Annotated in this window: 17 protein-coding genes, 2 pseudogenes and 1 riboswitch; of the genes and pseudogenes, 4 read left to right on the top strand and 15 right to left on the bottom strand. The window is 41.3% G+C overall.

Annotation, left to right across the window (positions count from 1 at the left end; all coding sequences use genetic code 11):
• Window positions 1–2 precede the first annotated feature (2 nt).
• From ABXS78_RS00910 to ABXS78_RS00900, 3 genes are all read right to left on the bottom strand, one after another.
• The gene (locus tag ABXS78_RS00910) at window positions 3–317 is read right to left on the bottom strand and encodes a putative quinol monooxygenase (RefSeq protein WP_366248514.1); all 315 of its coding nucleotides are present in this window, start codon (window positions 315–317) and stop codon (window positions 3–5) included.
• A gap of 64 nt (window positions 318–381) precedes the next feature.
• Window positions 382–1,545, bottom strand: a complete 1,164-nt coding sequence (locus ABXS78_RS00905) for an MFS transporter (protein WP_366248513.1) — start codon at window positions 1,543–1,545, stop codon at window positions 382–384.
• Window positions 1,546–1,600: 55 nt separating this feature from the next.
• A riboswitch (purine riboswitch) is annotated at window positions 1,601–1,700 on the bottom strand.
• 60 nt (window positions 1,701–1,760) lie between these two features.
• Window positions 1,761–2,384 carry a hypothetical protein gene (locus ABXS78_RS00900; RefSeq protein ID WP_366248512.1) on the bottom strand — a complete coding sequence of 208 codons (624 nt, stop codon included), beginning with the start codon at window positions 2,382–2,384 and terminating at the stop codon, window positions 1,761–1,763.
• Window positions 2,385–2,910: 526 nt separating this feature from the next.
• Between ABXS78_RS00900 and ABXS78_RS00895 the strand changes: the two genes are divergently transcribed.
• Entirely contained in the window at window positions 2,911–3,225 is a 315-nt protein-coding gene (locus tag ABXS78_RS00895; RefSeq protein ID WP_366249849.1) for a metalloregulator ArsR/SmtB family transcription factor, read from the top strand.
• Window positions 3,226–3,319: 94 nt separating this feature from the next.
• Entirely contained in the window at window positions 3,320–4,486 is a 1,167-nt protein-coding gene (locus ABXS78_RS00890) for an MFS transporter (protein WP_366248511.1), read from the top strand.
• 74 nt (window positions 4,487–4,560) lie between these two features.
• Here the strand turns inward: ABXS78_RS00890 and ABXS78_RS00885 are convergent, their stop codons facing one another.
• The 7 genes from ABXS78_RS00885 to ABXS78_RS00855 all read right to left on the bottom strand — a co-directional run bounded on the left by ABXS78_RS00885 (window position 4,561) and on the right by ABXS78_RS00855 (window position 11,861).
• Window positions 4,561–5,817 (bottom strand): diguanylate cyclase, encoded by a 1,257-nt coding sequence (locus tag ABXS78_RS00885; RefSeq protein ID WP_366248510.1) that lies wholly within the window; start codon window positions 5,815–5,817, stop codon window positions 4,561–4,563.
• Window positions 5,818–5,830: 13 nt separating this feature from the next.
• The gene (locus tag ABXS78_RS00880; RefSeq protein WP_366248509.1) at window positions 5,831–7,396 is read right to left on the bottom strand and encodes an EAL domain-containing protein; all 1,566 of its coding nucleotides are present in this window, start codon (window positions 7,394–7,396) and stop codon (window positions 5,831–5,833) included.
• Between the two features lie 315 nt (window positions 7,397–7,711).
• A complete protein-coding gene (locus tag ABXS78_RS00875; protein ID WP_366248508.1) occupies window positions 7,712–8,707 on the bottom strand; it encodes an alpha/beta hydrolase in 996 nt (331 codons plus the stop codon).
• The gene (locus ABXS78_RS00870; protein ID WP_366248507.1) at window positions 8,704–9,294 is read right to left on the bottom strand and encodes an N-acetyltransferase; all 591 of its coding nucleotides are present in this window, start codon (window positions 9,292–9,294) and stop codon (window positions 8,704–8,706) included. Before ABXS78_RS00870 ends, ABXS78_RS00875 begins: the two co-directional genes overlap by 4 nt.
• Window positions 9,291–10,040: a MerR family transcriptional regulator gene (locus ABXS78_RS00865; protein WP_366248506.1), complete on the bottom strand. Its 750-nt coding sequence runs from the start codon at window positions 10,038–10,040 to the stop codon at window positions 9,291–9,293. The genes ABXS78_RS00870 and ABXS78_RS00865 overlap by 4 nt, the downstream gene beginning before the upstream one ends.
• 187 nt (window positions 10,041–10,227) lie before the next feature.
• Window positions 10,228–10,551: a hypothetical protein gene (locus ABXS78_RS00860; RefSeq protein WP_366248505.1), complete on the bottom strand. Its 324-nt coding sequence runs from the start codon at window positions 10,549–10,551 to the stop codon at window positions 10,228–10,230.
• Window positions 10,552–10,568: 17 nt separating this feature from the next.
• Window positions 10,569–11,861 carry a hypothetical protein gene (locus ABXS78_RS00855; protein ID WP_366248504.1) on the bottom strand — a complete coding sequence of 431 codons (1,293 nt, stop codon included), beginning with the start codon at window positions 11,859–11,861 and terminating at the stop codon, window positions 10,569–10,571.
• 111 nt (window positions 11,862–11,972) lie between these two features.
• On the opposite strand from ABXS78_RS00855, the gene ABXS78_RS00850 reads away from it, so the two are divergent.
• On the top strand, window positions 11,973–12,251 hold the full coding sequence (locus ABXS78_RS00850) for a hypothetical protein (RefSeq protein ID WP_366248503.1): 279 nt from the start codon (window positions 11,973–11,975) through the stop codon (window positions 12,249–12,251).
• Window positions 12,252–12,458: 207 nt separating this feature from the next.
• Here the strand turns inward: ABXS78_RS00850 and ABXS78_RS00845 are convergent, their stop codons facing one another.
• The 3 genes and pseudogenes from ABXS78_RS00845 to ABXS78_RS00835 form a co-directional block, all read right to left on the bottom strand.
• The gene (locus ABXS78_RS00845) at window positions 12,459–13,679 is read right to left on the bottom strand and encodes an MFS transporter (protein ID WP_366248502.1); all 1,221 of its coding nucleotides are present in this window, start codon (window positions 13,677–13,679) and stop codon (window positions 12,459–12,461) included.
• Between the two features lie 84 nt (window positions 13,680–13,763).
• The gene (locus ABXS78_RS00840) at window positions 13,764–14,135 is read right to left on the bottom strand and encodes an iron chaperone (protein WP_366248501.1); all 372 of its coding nucleotides are present in this window, start codon (window positions 14,133–14,135) and stop codon (window positions 13,764–13,766) included.
• A gap of 578 nt (window positions 14,136–14,713) precedes the next feature.
• A pseudogene (locus ABXS78_RS00835) lies at window positions 14,714–17,058 on the bottom strand (LamG-like jellyroll fold domain-containing protein).
• Window positions 17,059–17,462: 404 nt separating this feature from the next.
• Between ABXS78_RS00835 and ABXS78_RS00830 the strand changes: the two are divergent.
• Window positions 17,463–17,810: pseudogene (locus ABXS78_RS00830) on the top strand (DUF6508 domain-containing protein); the annotation flags it as partial.
• A 46-nt stretch (window positions 17,811–17,856) separates the two neighbouring features.
• On the opposite strand, the gene ABXS78_RS00825 reads toward ABXS78_RS00830, so the two are convergent.
• Complete coding sequence (locus ABXS78_RS00825) at window positions 17,857–18,954, bottom strand: ABC transporter permease (protein ID WP_366248500.1); 1,098 nt, start codon at window positions 18,952–18,954, stop codon at window positions 17,857–17,859.
• The gene (locus ABXS78_RS00820) at window positions 18,951–20,222 is read right to left on the bottom strand and encodes an ABC transporter permease (protein ID WP_366248499.1); all 1,272 of its coding nucleotides are present in this window, start codon (window positions 20,220–20,222) and stop codon (window positions 18,951–18,953) included. Before ABXS78_RS00820 ends, ABXS78_RS00825 begins: the two co-directional genes overlap by 4 nt.
• Between the last annotated feature and the right edge of the window lies 1 nt (window position 20,223).

Here is a 20,223-nt window from a genome sequence, read left to right as displayed (position 1 = left end):
TTTCATGTAGTAGGAAGACCTTTCCCTCCGAGCGTTTGCAGGGTATTGATACGTTCCATTCCTGTTATAAGAGGCTTTGCCCGTCGGATTAATGTTTGTGTCGCATCTAAAGCAAGTGAGGCTTGATGAGCTGCTTCATCCTTCCATACTTCGTATACATATACTGCTTGCGGCTCATCATGAGACACACTGACCTGATATATTTCACAGCCATCTATATGCCCCATAGCCTCCGCTGCATCCAGCAGTATCGAACTCAATTCTTCTCTATTATCTTTATGGACTAGAAATCTCCCGTACAAGCCGAATTTCTCCATTCAGTTCATCCTTTCGCAAGAAACAGTCTGAAGGGAAGATTCGACACGACCTATACGAACACCTCTATCTGGAACGTAAAGCCGACTTATTTACACTTCGGAATGACCAAACTGCAAAAGCAAGCGATAAGATTACTAACAGACTTCCGACATGCGCTGTCGTCTGCATCGAGGATGTAGCACCATTGACAAGACCGCCTACTAACGAACCTAATGAAATACCTATCTGCAGCGCTGAATTGTTGAAGCTCTGGTGTATCCCAGCTGTCTCTGCATCCGATTCAATGATATAGTTCTGCAGCGGCGGTGCCAGACTCCAGCTTAATGCACCCCAGATTACCATCACCACAAGGAATAATGGGAAGGAAACTGTAGAGAATGGAAGCAGGAATAAAATAATTACAAATGATGCCACTACTAGGATGATACTCACTTTGGATCCAAATTTATCTGCCAGACTGCCTCCAAAGGCTCCTCCACCAACAGCTGCGATACCGAAAATAAAGTAGCAAATACTAATCCATTGCGTATTCAGACCTAACTCCGATTCAAGGAAAGGCGTGAAATAAGCGTAAATCGTATAATGACCTGCAAGCAGGAACAGCATCGTCAAATGTGCTGTCAGCATCTTTTTATTACGCAGTGCTTTCAGCTGCGATTTCAAGGATTGCACTTGTTCTACCTCAATACGATCGAGCGTAAATGCGATTAATATCATGGAAAGCAAAGCCATTAATCCTATGAACAAAAACAACATTCTCCAGCCGAATGCATCACTGATGATGATACCAATCGGTACCCCAAGTACGAGCGAGGAACTGATCCCCATATAAATGAGCCCAATTGCTTTAGCACGATGCTGCTGCTTGACGATTTTCGCTGCGATCGTCAAAGAAAGAACAATGATTAATGCTGTACTCATGGCAGTGAGGACTCGAGCAATCATGACAAAGAGGAAGGACGGACTCACGTATGTGATGACGTTCCCCAGTACAAATACACCTAACGTCAAAAGCAAAAGCTTCTTTCGTTCAATATTTGCAGTCATCGTATATAAAATCGGACCTGACACTGCATAGACCAAAGCGAACACTGTAATAAGCTGCCCTGCCTGTCCAATCGAAACCTGCAGATCATTCGCTATGGTAGGCAATATCCCCCCGACAATCAGTTCAACTAACCCTACCGATATAACAGAAATAGCTAATATAAAGACTCTGAAATTCAATTTTCATTTCCTTTCTATATCCTATATTCGAAAATGGCACATAAAAAAACTCCCTGATTACAGATTATAAATCTGTAATCAGGGAGTTATGGCTCCTGGTAGAGACCCTCAAACCAAATTATTGAGGTTATACAGTGTAACACGAACGTATTCCATTTTCTTATAGCATTATAGCAAGATACTGACATTACTGCAACACCGCTGGTTAATGGCTTCTACTCAAAAGAAACGGAATTTACTATGGATTTTATGAACGGGTTATCTGGATTTATTTCGTCTTCAAAAAGGCCAAAAGAGAATGTAAAGGCTTTTTCATCATGTATAAAAATGTTTTGTACGATTTTATTATTTTCATGACTAACCAATTCATATGTTTCTATACCATTGACTTCATATTTCCGATTACTTAAAAAGTCGATTCCAGCTTGCTGCTTAGCCATTTCAACATAAGCATCCGGGGTTAAATTCGGCATATACGATAAATCATCAACTACTAATACAAACGCAGCAGTATCATTTTGGAATCCGAACGTGATACTTCCGCTCTCCTCTTCTGGCGCTTCGATTAATTCAAATTCAGAAGGTATATCAAATGAAATGCTGTCGTATGTAAATTTTCCATCTTCAATCACATAGGTGTCTGTATCTGGTTCTGGCTTTTTTTCTTCCGTTGACTGTTCTGTCTCATTTGAATTTGCCTCTCCCTCTTTAGGTACTGATGTACTAGATTCTTTTGAGCCATCATTCTTAGAGGATTGATCAACTGACGTATTCAATCCACAACCACATAAGAAGAGTAAAAGAGCAGTAAATGATGCAATTAAGTACATTTTGTTCATCTCATCACCTCGCGCTAAAGTATAGCACATGATTATCCAATTTTAGAACAAAATGTAACAATGGTGAAAAAAAGTACTGATTATGCATTATAATAGCCCTAAATTAAATGTTTTTCTCTCTTCATGGACTATTGATTAATCTCTAGTTACCCAAGAAAACAAAAAACTCTCTGAATACATTTACTTTTGTATTCAGAGAGCCAGAAGAACCAAACCAATGATTAACTATACTTGATCTGTTCATTCTGTTTCGCATTTTTATCAGAGCATGAATATTCAGGTAAATACCCCAAATCCCTGCAGCAATCATACCTGCCTGCCCATATAAATTAAAACTTATCCAATAATCAAATACTACTAGAAACAAAACAAGAACGGCATGCAATTGAAATGATATTCCAACAATATTTATTCATCTTTACCTCCTAGCAGTTTAACTTATTAGCTAATCCTGACTCAACAACAGCTGTAAAAAAACGAAGCTTTATGATTGCTTTATCGGAAAACCTCGATATACAATAGACGCATGAATACAATCGAACTATTCAAAGCTTTGTCGAACGAAAAACGACTGCAAATACTGCATTGGCTTAAAGAACCAGAGAAGCATTTTCCCAAGCAGCAGGCACATCTGCCGAAGGAGGTTCATTATAAGGGCGGTGTCTGTGTCGGCGACATTCAAGAAAAGGTGCAAGCTTCTCAATCCACGGTTTCGCAATATCTGGCCATGATGCAGCGTGCAGGGTTATTGGAGTCAATCCGTTATAACCAATGGACTTATTACCGCAGAAACGAAGAAACAATTCAGAAGCTGGCAGCTTACCTGGGTAAAGAATTGTAACGACTTATAAGAAATCCTCCACGGATTTCTTTTCTTTCAACTTTGAATATCGATTTATTACGATATACAAATATACAACAAATGGAGTGACACGATGGCTTTAACTAAAAAACAGACATTTTTAGCATTCACATTAACTTTATTGACGTTCGTTATGGGAACAAGCGAATTCGTCATTGTCGGCCTGCTGACAGAGGTCGCTGCTGATCTAAACGTAACGGTCGCTTCGGCCGGAACACTTGTATCGGGATTTGCCATTGCTTATGCAATCGGCACTCCCCTCTTAACTGGCTGGGTAAGCCGTTTTCCGAAATATCCTTTGATGCTCACACTAATTGTCGTCTTTATTTTAGGTAATATTATTAGTGCTTTAACATCCTCTTTTGGAGTATTACTAGCAGCAAGAATCGTGACAGCAGCAGCAAGTGGTGTCCTTACCGCTTTAGCGATGACAGTAGCAAGTGACACAATGCCAGCGGCAAGACGTTCTTCGGTTATTGCACTCATTTTTGCCGGGTTCACGATCTCCAATGTCCTGGGTGTACCGCTTGGTACGTTCATAGGCCAATTAGACTCATGGCACCTGACGTTCTGGGTGACTGCACTACTCGGTGTTATCGCCTTTGTCATCAGTCTATTCATCCTGCCAAAGACAGCAGCAGGCGAGAAAAGTTCCATCATGAAGCAGCTTGTCCTATTCAAGAATCCGAAAATCCTCGTCGGTTTCTTTATCCCGACGTTCAGTATCGCTGGAACGTATACGATCTACACGTATATCACGCCTATCATTGAGGATGAATTAGGTATTGCCTCCAGCTCAGTCGGACTTGTCTTGCTTGCATACGGACTCTTTTCCATCGCCAGCAACTTCTTAGCTGGAAAGATAGCCGGCCGTAACGGTATTGGAGATCTGCGTTATGCATTCATCATCCAAGCAATCATCATTGGCTCCCTATACGTAACAATGGACATCACAATTGCCGGATTGATCAGCATCATGCTAATCGCAGTCATGATTTACGTCATGAATGCGACCATTCAAATTTATCTGATGGATCAAGCAGCGGCCTATTCGACAGCGGCCAGGGACTTTGCTTCCTCGCTGACTCCTGTATCCGTCAATATCGGTATTACACTTGGTTCTGCGCTAGGCGGGTTGGTCGTTGCATACGGAAACCTGCCAAACCTTGCAATTGTGGGCGGGATATGTGCTCTTATTGCATCCCTATTATCGTTTATCAGTTATCGAATGGATAGCTGATACCTATACGAAAAAGACAGGTTGTCTTCAACCTGTCTTTTCGTATGTAGAAGGTTCTATTGAACTAATCTCTCCTAAAATGTCTGATACATATTTTTGCCATTCTTCTTCGCCTGATACAAAGCGGCATCAGCACTCCGCATCAACTCATACTCTTTCGTGCCATTCTCCGGGTAGAAAGCTATCCCGATACTGGATGTTGTCCTGAAGAGATTCCTGCCTATATTCCATGCTTTTTGAAAGGATTCAAGGATATCGTCCGCAATACGAAAAACATCATTTTCCTCTTCAATTTCCGGCAAAAGAATCGTAAATTCATCTCCGCCTTGTCTCGAAAGCACATCTTGATTCCGCAGGCACCCCTTGACCCTGCTAGCGAATTGCTTTAACAGCTCGTCGCCTACATCATGACCAAGAGTATCATTGATATATTTAAAATTGTCGAGATCCAGATACATGACAGCTACTTTCTTCCTGTTCTGCTTTGCCTCTTCCAGCGCTTGCTCCAGCTTTTCCTTGAACAGCCTTCGGTTCGGCAGTCCAGTTAAGGTATCATGATAGGCCATATGCGTCAGTTGCTGTTCATATGCCAATCTTTCTGTAATGTCCCTTGATACAAAGAGGAAATGTTCAAATACCCCATGTTCATCGAAGATAGGGCTTACTTGTGCCTCCAGCCAAATCCAATTGCCCATGATATTCTTAAAACGGAATTTTAGCACACAGCCCTCTTTTGTCATCACCATTTCACCCATCTTCTGCCGTACCTTCATACGGTCATCTTCATGCATGAAATCCCTCGCTGGTTTTCCCTCATACGCGACAGCAGGAAACCCAAGCACCGTTACATGGGACGGCGAAGCGTACTTGAAATAGCCCTCCCAGTCGATGATACAGACCAAATCTGTCATATTCTCCGCTATCAATCTGTATCGTGCCTCACTTTGCCGCAACGCTTCTTCAGCCATTTTTCTTCCGGTGTGCTCCTGTATGATCATTAAGTAAGAAAGCTCGCCTTCATACTCTAAAGAGACACCAGTTATTTCGACATCAATGATTGCTCCATCCAGACGCACTACTTTCTCTTCTGTCGGCGATATTACTGCTCCGACTCGATTTAATTGCCGGAAACGTTCTTCGACTATGTCTACATAAGCTGGGGGAGAAAAATCCAGAATTGATTTTCCTTTTAGTTCCTGTATAGAGGCAGCTCCAATCAGATCAACAAATGATTTATTTGCGTACAGGATGCTGCCTTCTCTGTGAATGACAATGGCAACCGGTAATGATTCCAGAAGCATCAGCTGCTGTACATCTAACTTTCCGAACATAAAGTCCTCTTCTCTACGATGCATCGCGACACACCACCACTATATATTCCACTTCCCCCCGTTCATCCAGTACAGGAGTTCCAATAGCTTCAACAAGCAGCCATCCATTATTGGCGCACTGGTATCTGAACTTCACCTGCCAAGCTGTTTTATATGTCAGAATCTGATGGATACGATTTTGAATCAATTCTACATCCTCAGTGTGGATCCATTTAAAAGCACTTTTTCCTATAAAGGTTTCAGGAGTTATACCGAGAAGCTTTTGATGGGACGGTGAAGCATAAAGTATAATGGCGTCCGGATTTATTATACATATCAAGTCATGGACATTTTCTGCAATTAGACGATATTTCACATCATCTGAGCTGAATACAACTCCAGTTTTCTTTGTAATATCCACCGAACATCCAATTACTTCAACTACTTTTCCTCCCCGTAAGACTGGTCTCAGCGATGTGACATACGACAAACCATTTACTCTGGACTCGTATATGACATTCTCTTCTCCATTCCACGCTCGCTCATAGAATTCCATTTTTCTTTCCGCTTCTTCGGCCGGAAGAAAGTCTTTTAAGTCTTTTCCGATAAGCTGGTCAGGAGTAAACTGCAAGCGGTAGATCAGTTCTCCATCACAAAAACTATGGACAAACCGTTCATGTTCTTTTTTGAATTTAAAAATCATTCCCTGTTGTTTCCGTACGGCCTCTTGCAAGTCATGATACGTATTTTCCACACCGCTTTTGAACCAAGTTTCCCTGGACTTCTCTAAGGAGATACCTTCATCCGGGATTATCTGTTCCAAACGAGGAATGCTTCTCTTAAATTCCTCGGGTGCAACCGGTTTACTGAAAAGATATCCCTGCGCCTCATTACATAGATTCTGCTGCAGGAAAACAAGATGATCCTTGGATTCCACACCTTCGGCAATCACTTCTAGCTTTAATTGATGTGCCATTGCAATAATCGTTTTGACAATGGTGGCATCCTTGGAATCAATAGTGCAATTACGCACAAATGACCGATCTATTTTGATGATATCTATCGGGAATTCCTTTAAGTGGTAGAGAGAACTATATCCGGTACCAAAGTCATCCAAACTGATTCGAACACCTATCTGTTTCAGCTTATGCAATACAGGCAATACATAATCGACATCCATCGTCATAGATTCGGTAATCTCCAGCTCCAGATACTCCGGAGAGAGTTGGGATTCTTCTAAAATAGACTGTACCTTCTCTGCCAAATCACCTTGATACAATTGAGAAGCCGAAAGATTAACCGCCACAATCATAGAAGACAGACCTTGTTCCTGCCACGCTTTATTCTGCATACATGCCGACCGTAGCACCCATTCTCCAATAGGAAGAATCATTCCTGTCTCTTCAGCAGCAGGGATAAAATCCAGTGGAGAAATGATTCCTTGCTCAGGATGTTCCCATCGGATCAACGCCTCCACTCCGCACAGCTTACCCGTCTGCAGGTTGAGCTTTGGCTGATAAAGAAGACGAAATTCCTCTCTATCAAGTGCGAGCTTCAATTCTTCTTTCCATTTGTTTTTAGTTGATTTATATAAATTCACTATCGCAACACCTCGTTCTGCTAGGTCTTTAACTCATGCTGCTGGCTTGCTTGTATTTCATGTCTTCATTAACGGCTATAGTTATAATAAGTGCATCTATTTGCTTCATGATTATACAACCAACCTCGTCTGGATACGATACTTTCTTTTAATCCAAATACAGGAATCAAGATTGTTATAAAGAACAGCTTCCTAATATTTCAGAGGTTACAGTATCTATACCCAATACTAGGAAGTAGGATTCTATTTATAGACTTATAATCAAAAACCGCCAGCATTAGCTGCTGACGGTTTTTCCTTTATAAAAGAAAAGTTTTACATGTGACGGATTAATTCCTCACAATAATCAAGGTACTCCTCACTTACAAGCGTATCTTTTGGTGCTAAAATTGCACTCAAATAAGTCAAGATTTGCGACTCGTGAAGTGCTGGATTCAACATAGAATGATCAACCCCGGATATTATTCTTACTGTTAATTGTGACTTCGGCAACAGCTGCTTATACGTTTTTTCTGTTTCATTCGAATCCACATTCAGGTCGTTTTCGGCCAATACAATATGTACAGGAGACTCAACCTTCTCAATATCCTCCGTTGCATCAGCTGAGATATTCTTTTGAACGAATGCATATCTTTCTTCAGAAAGACTGTCATCTGCAGTTTCCTCTATATAATCCTCATAAGTAGCACCTGCGAGGATAAGATCAGACTCTTTTTTATCGTTGTTTAGCACTTGCATTATCTCATCTTCAGTTTTCCCTTCACTCTTCATTTCCTCAGTGGTATTATACGCACCTTGGCGAAGCCAATTAATTGCGGGGCCTACTAAGATAGACGCTGTGACATCCTCGCGTTTCTGCTGTACTTTTGGAATGACCCACCCTGCTTGACTGGCTCCCCAAAGAATAATTTTTTCGGTGTTTATATCATCTTGGTTTTCCGCCCATTCCATCACATCTTCTACTTCTTGTGCACGTTCGTCCATTGTTTGGTCTAACCAATTTCCTGTTGATTTTCCGACACCAGGTTTATCCCATGAAACAGATGCATAACCTTGTTTAGCAAAGCGTTCCATCAAAGGCTTATAGCCGCCATCTTGCGTTGCATTTTGTGCACCATCTCCGTGTACAAAGATAACAACACCTTCATTCTTCTCTTGAGGTAGTGCAACAAACCCAGCCAAATCTCCTTGATCCGTTCTTATGATGACATCTTTTTCTTGCATTGCATAATCATTCTCATAGATGAAGACACCAGCGACCAGCATAATAATGAACAGAATGCTAATGAGTAGCTTATATCTCTTTTTCATATGCAAGAGCCTCTCCATTCCATAAAGCACCAATTCCTTGTTCCGTGAAAGCTTGCTCCGATTACGCTTGTTCCTTTTCTTTTAACCTGGAAATCTTGCTTCTCATAAAGCCTTCTAGCAGCAACATTAGTGGCAGAAACAAACAATGTAATATATTGATCTGCTTCTACACGACTTTTAAGAGTTTCAATTAGGCGGCCTCCAATACCTATCCCTCGGTTTGATTTAGATACTACAAGGAAGTCAATATGAATCTCCTTCCCTTTAGTTCTATGATCAAGCATCCAAAGAAAAATGCTTGCTTTTAAAAATGAGCGAAGACGCAGTTTCTTGAACAACCGGGTTGATATCTCACTTACATTCCATTTCTTCGGTTTAACGAATAAAGTACCTTGTATCTCCTTATCACGTATGATAATTAAATTATCCCAATGATTCTTCAAGATATGTTCTGCCAGACAGCGCAGCATAAATTCTGTTTCCTTTCCAGGTAATTTCAAGGTACCAAGCTTTCCGCCAAAACCCTCCATCAATAGATTCGCCATTTCTTTTATCTCATTGTCCATACCGTCTTTAGAGATATTCATTTCGCTTTCACCTCCAGACTATAAACCATGGACTTGGTATAGAAAGCAGACAGATATGCTTCCTCATGAATGAATAAGCTATCTTCGTATTCAGCATCAAGCAAAGCCAGATCACCGTAAAAACACTGTATTTCTGGCTCAAGTTCTTCTTCTTGTTCAATAGTAATTTTCTTACTAAAGTAAGTTCCGCTTGGCATGATATGCTCTGCTTCTTCATTAGTGCTTCCAAACATTACTTTGATCTTCTCACCGTTCTCTGTAATGACATAGGAAATCTCATCCAAAATCGTCAGATTATCATCCTTCCGTTTCGCTAACCCTTTCAAATTCAGATTATAGGCTTCATCCACAAATTCATCAGGAAGGTATGTAAATGATCGAATTTCTTTCGTTTCAGTAATTAGACCGTTTGATACATTTTGCTGAAGACCGAGAATTGTTTGGACTTTATTCTTCGCATTATTAAGTTGCTCCATTTCATCTTCGATTCTTGATAGTACAGATGTTAATGTTTTTGTTTGATCTAGTTCATTCTCCAAACTGCTTTTTATATCTTTTATCGAAAATCCAATTTTCTTGAGAAGCAGAACATGTGCCATAGCGTATACTTCATCTTCTCCATACATGTGATACCCATTGGAATCAATGAATGCTGGCTGTATCAACTGCTGTTCTTCATAATATCTTAATGTGTATTTCGTTATATCAAGTAATCTCACTAATTCGCCGCTCGTCAAAAATTGCATTATAACTCCCCCTCTATAGCAATAGCATAAACCGTGTGGTTACCACACAGTCAATAAGAAGTTGATCGTTTTTTTTATGACAACAAAAAACCTTCCATCAACCATATGGAAGGTTCGATTTTATCTTGATTTTCATTCTTTAAAGTTAACATTCGCCTCTGCAAGAGGATAAGAAGCTTACTTAGAATTACCACCAGCCACCTCTAACCCTGATACTCTCCCTCAAAATAACATAAGAATGCTCTATCCCTTTCAAAAGCAGGATATTCTCTTCCAAACGCTGTCTTAGTGCTTTATTCGCCTGTCCATCAAAGCAATCCTCCAGTGCATCCTTTAGTTTTATATGCTCCTCTGAAAGTGATTCTATATGGTTGCAGCGCTCTAAATACTTCTTATAAAACTTCTCATCTGCTTCTAAATCATCTTTGATACTTCTTTCCAACTCTTTCTTTTGCTTTCGTCGTTCCAGGAATTCGTCAAATTCATCAAGTATATCTAACATTCTTATCATGCTTTCCTACTAACGAATTAAAACCTCAGCCAACCTGCCAGCATTTCATCAATATGTGCAAAATCCTTCGCCATCTTGTTCATATTGTGTGCGATTTCCCCCGTGTCAGATTGTGCATCCTTCAGAAATTCAATCACTTCATCAAAATAATCCATCTCAAATAACATCGGAATACCGTTTGGACCACTTACCGTCAGATCCCGATAGATATCATCCACATCGGAGCCATTCAGCTTATCATATCTGCCCGATCCAACTTGCCCTTTGAATTTACTCTTCGCATATTCCATCGCCGAGAGATAGTCATCCAAGAACTGCATCATCTCTTTTTTAGTCTTCGCAATCAGATCTTCGCTAGCTTCTACTTGTGCCGCATAGGCTTTCATTAATTCGGTTTGAATTACGATGTGAAAATCTGATACACCACTATTTTTCAGGAAGAGAGGTGATGTGGGGATAGCCGCGCGAAGTTTTTCATCAAATAATAGATCTGATTTGTAGTAGCCATCTTCATTGTATAGACTTGCATCCATGTAATTACTAGCATAGTGAGAACCAAGTTTATCAGCTAATTGATCCCCTACACCATCTTTCCCCGCTGGATCTTCCATATAATAAAACGAGCCAATTGTCTTATCATGAAACATTGAGACCATGTCAGTTGGGTATGCATAAGTAATAATGTTATCTTTGTAATCACCGTTCTGGACATTTTGCTGCTGATCCTCACTTAACAGCCCGTAAGCATCTGCTGCAGCAAAGGTAACTGCATCGGCGTCATAAATGACTGCGCAATACTGCGCAATTCCTCCGCCCAGGGAATGACCAGTAAATGTTATGTTTTCGGCACCATATCTCTTCACATATTTCTTAACAGCAACTTCTGCTTCAGAAAACTGGTTCTTATTTGTGTATGTAACTGTTCGCTCTTGCGCATTATATTTCGCACTGCCAACATATAGACTTTGGATTTGAGCCCGGGAACCGGTATAAGTCTCCGTCGCCTCATAAACATCAGTATAATTCGAATCACCCAAAACAACTCCATTTAAATCCTCATCAAAATCTTTTATCATTTCAGATAAACCTTTATCAGTTTCTGTACCTCTAAAACTAATTACTATCTCTTCAGTTTTAGGATTTTCTAATACATAACCATATAAACCTGTGTCTTCGTCTTCAATGATGTCTACTGTTTTCCAGATTACTCTTTCATTCGAAAATGATGATTCAATTACGATTTGCTCCTTACCATTCACATAGGTTTCCTGTGAAATATAACCGGCCTGATAATCATTCAATTTGCTCATTGGTAACAAGCCCTCTCTTTGTTATACTTTATACGAGGTGTTATTATGAAAAAAAATACATGTATTTTATTATTTTCTATATTTTCCATTATACTACTAGGAGGATGTAATGTGAACGCGAGTAATTCTGAGTACGATGATGACACTATAACTAAAGCCAAGAATACAGCTAAAAGTTATATAGAAAGCAATTTTGAAAATGTAAGTTCTATCGAAATGGACGAACCTTATACAGCTCCAATGGGTAGTATGACTATAGATGGTACAGTGAATGGTAGTGCTGGTTTCTCAATAAAATTCAATAATGATATAAGTGTAGCAGGTATCAGTACAAATGAAGGTTTTCCTCAATTTAAAGAAGAATGCAAGGAAACAAGTTGCGATTACTAGGGGATAAGAGAAATTAATAAGAAGTTAACAACTAATCTAAAATTATATAGTTAATCACAATAGCAACTATTATTTACCCCGAATTATAACTTACCTTTTCATATATCTGATTCTTATAGAAGCTAATTTCTAATCCTCAGCTACCTTTAACAGTTCATCTTACAGTAATTAAAAAGACTAACTACCCCGGGTAGTTAGTCTTTCTTGTTACTGTTCGCCCCCGCCTGGCTGCTGATTGATATAAGCATTCTTCCCCGCTCCCATACCAACAATCCAGAGCACTGCAGCTACAGCAACCAATAATGCCAATGGCACTGTCCAGCTTGACGTCACGTCATGCAGCAAACCAAATAATGTCGGCCCTACTGCTGCTAGTAAATACCCGACAAACTGAGCCATACCTGATAATTCAGCTGATTCTTGAGCTGACTGTGTTCGCAAGACAAAAAACATTGTCGCGAGACTGAACACACCGCCTCCCGCTAATCCGAATAGCAGTACACTAATGACACTGATCCATGTGATACCCGTCAGCAATCCAGAGAAGCTCATAACGAAACACAAAGCTATTATGCTTACTATTCCCCTTTGTCCAGATAACCGCCCTGCTAGGATCGGGAGCAAGAATGAAGTTGGCAAGCTGCAAAGCTGCGTGAGAGCTAAAAGCCAGCCAGCTGTTGATTCACTAAAGCCTTGATTTTGAAGTATTGTAGGCATCCAGGTGATCATGATGTAATACAATAGCGATTGCAATCCCATGAAACCTGTTACCTTCCAGGCGAGACCCGATGACCATAGTTTCTTTCCTTTCTTAGGTAGGGAAATAGATGATGTTGTTACTCTCTGGCGCAGCTGCGGTATCCAAGCGACCATCGTTACAAGCGTCAAAATCACCCATACTGCGAGTGATCCATGCCATCCACTGCCAAGACCGTTTGAAAGAGGAACACTAATTCCAGAAGCGAGCGCAGCCATCCCATTCATGGTCATTGCATAAGCTCCAGTCATAACGCCTACATTTTTAGGGAATTCCCGCTTAATCAAGCCTGGCAAAAGTACATTCCCCATGGCGATTCCGATTCCTGCTAAAGCCGTACCAACGAAAAGCATCCATACCGGTGAGAAAAACCGAAATATAAGTCCAACAGCTATGATAATCAGTCCGGCAAATAAAGTTCTTTCAATACCTACACGCCTAGCAATTCTTGGCGCGACCAGCGCAAATACTGCAAATGCGATCAAAGGCAAAGTAGTCAGCATACCAGTTGAAGCATTGCCAATGCCGGTATCTGAACGGATATTATCTATTAAAGGACTTAACCCTGTTATCGGCGCACGCAAGTTAGCACCGATAAGCATAATGCTTAAGACTAATACAACGACTCCAATACGTGAGGCATTCTGTTTTAATTGATTAGATTGTTCCATATGTCTTCTCCTTACTCTGTCCAGCACGCTGGGAGAATCCCCAGCAAAGAAACACCATTTAGAGGTGTTTTTCATTCACTTTCATTATTTCCGCCAAAAAGTCGTACAGTCTGCTTTATCTGTAATATTGAACTCTATCATTCTTTCTAATAATGAATAATCAATTGGTCCATCCCATTTGATACGAACCAGCTGCTTCGTATGGTCATAGCCTGCCTGTATTATGTCGTCAGAAAAATGATCTATTCCTGCCTTTTCCGGAGCAACAGCCAGATGCTGTTTGGCGATGCTAAAGCCAATAATAAATGTGCCATGATCAGTAAACATCGGCTGGTTCCAGGCTATTTTCTGTTCCATATTAGGATATTTCTCAGCCACCCATTTCAGCACTTCTTCCGTTCGTTCCCGATGCTGTGGATTGTCAATTTGAGCCAGATAATCTGCGAATGCTATCATTTTACTTACCCCCAAAAACAATTATCGAAGATCTTATTGTATCTCTACTATAACCACAAGCCTAGAAAAAGAAAAGATGACTAGTAATAGAGACTGTTCTATTATCGACTTTATGCTAGATGGTTTGGTATCTACCACAGGAAACTACCTGCTATACCGATCAGACTGCACACTATACCTAACACTACAAACTTCCGCCCTTTTAGTTTGCCCTTCTTAATCTCTCTATGTGCTATGTACGCAATTCCTAGTCCAAATCCACCTAGTGTTGCCCCATTATCCATAAAAATAACTCCTAGAATCGAAAAGATTCCTATAATAAGAGAGAATATAGCTTCATGACAATAAGCTGGATTCCCTGTTTGCTGATTATATTTCTCGATACGCAACATCATCACCCTACTTAAACTTTCACTATATACTTTCTATTATAAACATTATAGGAATATTATTCCTTAACCATATTGTATTCACTATTAATACTTACATTAATTAATTGAAACAGATAACTTGGGTAATATTCTATGAGTAAAGCAAAAGAACACCTCCATTACAAGAGGTGTTCTGATAACGCCTATTTAATTAGCCAGTTCGTTTATCTCCTCTTCACTCAAAGCCTTCCGATACACGGCAACATCATCCATCTGCCCGCCAAAGAACGCATCCGCAGCATACCTGCTTCGCCCCAGATAGTTTGTGTTTCCAAGAATATCTGCTGGGTTAGCAGTAATATTCTCGTTTGTCCCTGCAAGCTCTCCATTCATGTACAGTTTTCCGGTATCACCTTCCAGTGTCACCGCAAGATGTACCCATTCACCCGCAGCCAATGCTTTATCAGCTGTTATGTTCTGGTCAACTCCATTATGAATGGTAAATCGAAGCTGGCGCTGCCGTCAGACGGTGTGAAGAACATGTTTTTGCCGTTGCTTTCACCAATATCAAAGATTCGCTGCCATGCTGCACCGCCTTGCCAGTTCACCCAGGCGGAAAACGTGAAGTCCTCTGCATCTGCAACGAGTGGGGAGAGTTCCACATAAGCATCTTTCCCATCCAACGCCAGCTTGCCGTCCTCGGTTTGCACAGCGTTCCCTTTCAATTGTGCAGGCAGATTGCTACCAGATGAATCGGCCGCTTCCTTACTGCCTGGATTACCAAAGTTATATTGCGCAATTTCTGGCTCAGAAGCCTGTTGCTTTACTGTCACTCGAAAGGTTTTCTTATCTTTCTTTTTGCCTGCTTGAATACTTGCGGTCAGTGTCGCTTTGCCATCTCCACTTCCTGCCTCTGGCCGGTGTATCGTACCATCCGCCTCGATCACATTTGAATTGGATGACGTCCACACTATCGTGGATTCGTGGGTACCTTCTGTTGGCAGCTCTACATTTTGATACAGATTATCACTGTTCGAGATAGTAAGATCATTTTTCACCGCTGCAACAACTTCTTTATCTTTCATATCTTCCATTCGATTGCCCCATACCGCAACACCTTTGTCAGATAAAGCGGTGAACGTCGTATCATATTCCTGTGCCGCTTCATCCCACTGTTTCAGGAAGAACCCATTATACTTCTCGCCATCAATCGTCAGAGTGATCTCATTATCTTTTCCGTGACTCCACCTTCCTTTTACAGCACCTTCGACTTTTCCGTTCTCTTTCAGAGTTATCTGTTCCGAAGTTTTCACATCAGCAGAAATATCTTTTCCATGGTTCACATACTGATAGTCACCAGCCATATCCTTCCGTTTGATCTTCGCCTCTTTTTCATTCGTATTACGAGATGGAGCAACGACCGGCCAGCCTTTATCGTTCATATGCATCTGATGCACCCGAACCTCATGCTCTTCACCGCGGTCAGGGAAACGAGAATGGAAGATTAAATAATGATTCTTTGTTTCCTCATCATAAAAAGCAGTATTATGTCCCGGCGAAACATACCCTATACCCGGCTCCTCCCCTGGATCACCGACCTTCTTCTCGAACAAGTTATTCCCCAGCAGCTTCACGCCATAAGGTTCGATAGACTTATCATCAAACAGAGGCAGATTCGGATCTGCTTTCACATCAATCATGTCATTTCCTTCTGCATCGTAAAACGGACCATCTGGAGTCTTAGAACGCGCCACACGAATATTGTATCCGCCAACAGCATCCAGTCCGCCGAAGGAAAGGAACATATAATAATAATCTGTTTCCGGGCTGTACATCATCGCCGGTCCTTCAATCCGGCTGTGGTTTCCGCCCATTAGCTTCTTCCCATACCCTTGCCCTGGAATCGGCTTGCCCGTCTCTTCATCCATTTCCATAATGAAAATACCGCCAGAGTAGGAGCCATACACCATCCACAACTTGCCTTCCTCATCATAGAACACATCCGGATCGACCACATTCGGATGCTTAGTCGCATCATAAATCGCGCCATCCTCACTCGGCTCATCCCACATACCCGACTTCAGGATAATACCCGTATCCTCGTAGGGCCCCTCGATATTATCAGCAACTGCCACACCCATCGCAGACCGCGGTGAATCACCTTTACACGCATTGTAATACATATAAAACTTCCCATCCGCCAGCTGTATGACATCAGCTGCCCAGAGGGTATCCGTCTGCGCCCATTCAAGTGTCTCCTTAAGCTCTTCCGTTACATTGGGAATAAGCTTATTGCCATCACGCACACCAGAGTCGACCATTTTCCATTTCATAAGGTCATTCGTTTTTGCTGCAGCTAGATGGGAGCCAAAGACGTAGTACTGGTCGTCCACTTCAATGAAGGATGGATCATGGACAGAGGCATTTTCAAATACAGGTATGTTCTCTTTTCCACCTTTATCCTTTGCCAGGGTATCGGCGCCTGGAATAACAGGAATAAGTAATGCGGCAGACAGCATCGACATCACGAGTATACGTTTGTTAGCTTTCATCTCTTTCCTCCTCTTTATTGATAACGCTTACATATTGCTAGTTTAAGATTAGGAGGAATAGATAAAGTTGTCAATAAGTATAAAATCCTTGTTTTATAGATAGATTCTTTATTATTCTTCAAAAAAATAAATATATTTCAGAGCAATTCTTTGTACTTATACGTACAAATATATAAAGAATTAATTCGTGAGCTGGAACTAGTTTTATTATGTCTACAGTTAATATCCAGAATTATGGAAGTTGAGGATAAGAGGAGGCCATAAAACGATACCAGATTTCGTGTTTGCAACTCAGCGTATACTGGGAATGCGATATAATCTAATAAAAGGAGGATGATGTTTATGGAGGGAAATCCGAATAATATACAACTCATTAACGAACTAGGAAGGAAGATGCCTGGGAGGAATTGCGTTCTGTTGCGGAAGAAATGACAGGTGAAGATCGTAATGTAGTATGGACAAATGGAGGAAACGAGTACTCATTAAACTACCCCGCCTATAGTGAACGTATAGACAAAGCCACGAATCTGCTATATACTGTCGGCGCCATAACCCCTTTATACAACTGGAAGAGTAACGGGTTACCAGACTACTCGTCAGATATGGAGTTAAGCGTTGCAGATGGTATTCGCGCCGCTACTTATATAGTTCGCAGCGAACGGTTTGGTGATGGAGCCATCGCAAAAGCTGCCGAGATTGGCTTATTAGATAGCATTTTACATAGCTTGATCAAATGGTATGACAAGGAATGAAAAAGTCTCGATCCATGATCGAGACTTTTCAATAATGTGCATTTTTTTACCTGCTTCTCCGCTCCACAAGGTTAATCCCCAATCCCATCGCCACTACGCCAATCAACAGCATATACAACAGCGACATCAAAACATCCTGCAGACCAGCACCATAGAAAACGACAGACATAATCGCTTCCATAGCATGTGCCAGCGGAAATAAATCAGCAATAAACAGTAACACCGGATTCGTAATCGTTCCTGGCATCATATAGGCTCCGCTGACAAGTGGAATCAGCGGGATAAGGGACGGGTATATGGCATAAAACTGCTCCGGTGTCCTGACAAAACCGGTAATCAACATGGCAATACTGATCATACCGAATGTAAAGCACGCTGTAATGAGGATTATCAGCCACAGATTATCTCCTACATCGTAATTCATGACATATCTAAACACGATGAGCACGACGACAATTTGAAGCATCGTTACCAGAAAGCTATATAACAAATAACCACTGTACATACCTGTTTTCTTCATCGGTGATAAAATCATCCGATTCCAAATACCAGACACCTTATCATGTGTCACATTATTAACCTTGAATCCAAGGATGAACATCGAGATCAAGAAAGTGAAGGCAAACAGCAGCTGCGTACGGATGTTGTACGTAGGAATCTGTTCACTTTCCAACCCTTGCGCTTCTATCTGAAATGGTGCATCTGCCAGGTAGTCATCCAATTCACCCCGTACATCTTTTCCTTCTTGTAATTCGACCGCGGCGATTTGAGCTTCTCGTTGAAACACGCTATTAACATGATGTTCGATAGAAGAAACGCTTGGCATATTTTTGGAGACCAGCAGCCGGTAATCATCCTCCATGACTCTTACTGCTACATCGATATTGCCTTTCTTTATGTCTTCACGCGCTTCTTCTGGTTCTACTATTTCAAACGTGAAAGAGTCATCCGTATTTAACAACGTTTCCCATTTTTTCTCTAATTCAGCATCATTGACATCTTCACTGAAAAGCCCAACTGTTGTCACGGACTGGACACCACCGCCAAATAGAAGCGTGGCGGCAATACTGCCCGTAATCAATAATAGAATGAGCAGCGGATTCCGTTTATCCTTGGAAAATTGCACCCATAATACGTTCTTCATTGTGCTTTCCCCCTTTTCGGAAACAAAGCCAAGCCAATGAAAGTGAATAATAGGAAAAAGCCGATCATAATTATGCTTGGTTGGACGATGGAGGACAGATTCTCAAATTGGACCCACTCTGTCAGTATGGCTAAGAATAGACCATTCGGAGTCCATTCTCCAATCTGCTGCAGCCACTTAGGCATCATATAGATGGGAACAAAGCCTCCTCCTAGCGTACCGAATAGCAAAGTAGCCAACATAAAGACCCCATTTGCGGCATCAACACTATTCATCCGTAATAATATCGCCGTGTATATAGCCGCTAAGCCCGACAGCACCAAAGCGAGTAACGCAATCATCACGAAGATACCACTCCAAAAGGCTATCGAACGATCCGGAAATACATCCAGAAGAAAGTGGGATACAAGCAATACAAAGATAATCTGCAGTACAACTAGACAAATCGTGGATACCATTTTACCAATTAAAAAACGCATAGGATGGCTATTCGCTAATAGGATTCGGTTGAATACTTGGTCCCTGATTTCCACCCCCGTTTTCATTGCTACCGTCGCTACAACGAATAAGGCAAATAATGCTCCTAATGATATTGTAAAGTACTGATTGACCTTGAAATTGTACGCAGCGCCTATATCCTCCAAACCACCTTCAGGAGGCGCTGCCTCTATTTCTGCACCACCCGTTATTTCCTGTATTGCAAATTGATAATTCAACTGCTCAATAAATTCTTCTATGAACTGTTGCAGAGCACTGCTATTCGTCGTCTCTTCTTCTATCTTATAAGTCAATGCTGTAGTTGGAGATTCGCCTGCGAAGCTCGCATACAAACTATCTGCGGTATACCCCTTAGGGATGATCAGCACACCGTCCAGGTCACCCTCTTTAACTTTCTCGGCCGCTGCCTTTTCCTCCAGATGATGAACCGTCACCCATTCCTTTAATTCGTCACTTTCCAGATAATCCGATAGCAGTTGAACAGGTTGTATCTCCCCTGCAGCTTCCACAATCGCATTTGCCTCCTGCTCTTCAAAGGCAGCATCACTAATCAATCTATCCTTCAACTGCTCCATTGCCTCAGACTCATTATCCTCATTCACTACTGCTAACTGCAAATCCATTGATACCTCATCGTCTCCATCAAATAACCCCGCAAAAGCAAAATTCAGCACGATAACCAAAACGATAGGAAGTAGCATGACCGTGAGCAGCTCTTTCCAGTCTCGTAAAAATATCAATAAATCTTTTTTGATAAAACTCCGCATCATG

Source organism: Terribacillus aidingensis, from assembly GCF_040703035.1.
In the GTDB taxonomy this organism is placed as follows: domain Bacteria; phylum Bacillota; class Bacilli; order Bacillales; family Amphibacillaceae; genus Terribacillus.
Note: the sequence above shows the minus strand (reverse complement) of the source record. Positions and strands in the feature narration are given on the sequence as shown.

Excerpts from the sequence above, each read along its gene's own strand:
- ABXS78_RS00855 (WP_366248504.1), bottom strand. The coding sequence starts at position 11,861 with ATGAGCAAATTGAATGATTATCAGGCCGGTTATATTTCACAGGAAACC.
- ABXS78_RS00875 (WP_366248508.1), bottom strand. The coding sequence starts at position 8,707 with ATGAAAAAGAGATATAAGCTACTCATTAGCATTCTGTTCATTATTATG.
- ABXS78_RS00865 (WP_366248506.1), bottom strand. The coding sequence starts at position 10,040 with ATGCAATTTTTGACGAGCGGCGAATTAGTGAGATTACTTGATATAACG.
- ABXS78_RS00820 (WP_366248499.1), bottom strand. The coding sequence starts at position 20,222 with ATGATGCGGAGTTTTATCAAAAAAGATTTATTGATATTTTTACGAGAC.
- ABXS78_RS00885 (WP_366248510.1), bottom strand. The coding sequence starts at position 5,817 with ATGTTCGGAAAGTTAGATGTACAGCAGCTGATGCTTCTGGAATCATTA.
- ABXS78_RS00900 (WP_366248512.1), bottom strand. The coding sequence starts at position 2,384 with ATGAACAAAATGTACTTAATTGCATCATTTACTGCTCTTTTACTCTTC.
- ABXS78_RS00870 (WP_366248507.1), bottom strand. The coding sequence starts at position 9,294 with ATGAATATCTCTAAAGACGGTATGGACAATGAGATAAAAGAAATGGCG.
- ABXS78_RS00910 (WP_366248514.1), bottom strand. The coding sequence starts at position 317 with ATGGAGAAATTCGGCTTGTACGGGAGATTTCTAGTCCATAAAGATAAT.
- ABXS78_RS00840 (WP_366248501.1), bottom strand. The coding sequence starts at position 14,135 with ATGATAGCATTCGCAGATTATCTGGCTCAAATTGACAATCCACAGCAT.
- ABXS78_RS00845 (WP_366248502.1), bottom strand. The coding sequence starts at position 13,679 with ATGGAACAATCTAATCAATTAAAACAGAATGCCTCACGTATTGGAGTC.
- ABXS78_RS00860 (WP_366248505.1), bottom strand. The coding sequence starts at position 10,551 with ATGATAAGAATGTTAGATATACTTGATGAATTTGACGAATTCCTGGAA.
- ABXS78_RS00825 (WP_366248500.1), bottom strand. The coding sequence starts at position 18,954 with ATGAAGAACGTATTATGGGTGCAATTTTCCAAGGATAAACGGAATCCG.
- ABXS78_RS00890 (WP_366248511.1), top strand. The coding sequence starts at position 3,320 with ATGGCTTTAACTAAAAAACAGACATTTTTAGCATTCACATTAACTTTA.
- ABXS78_RS00895 (WP_366249849.1), top strand. The coding sequence starts at position 2,911 with ATGAATACAATCGAACTATTCAAAGCTTTGTCGAACGAAAAACGACTG.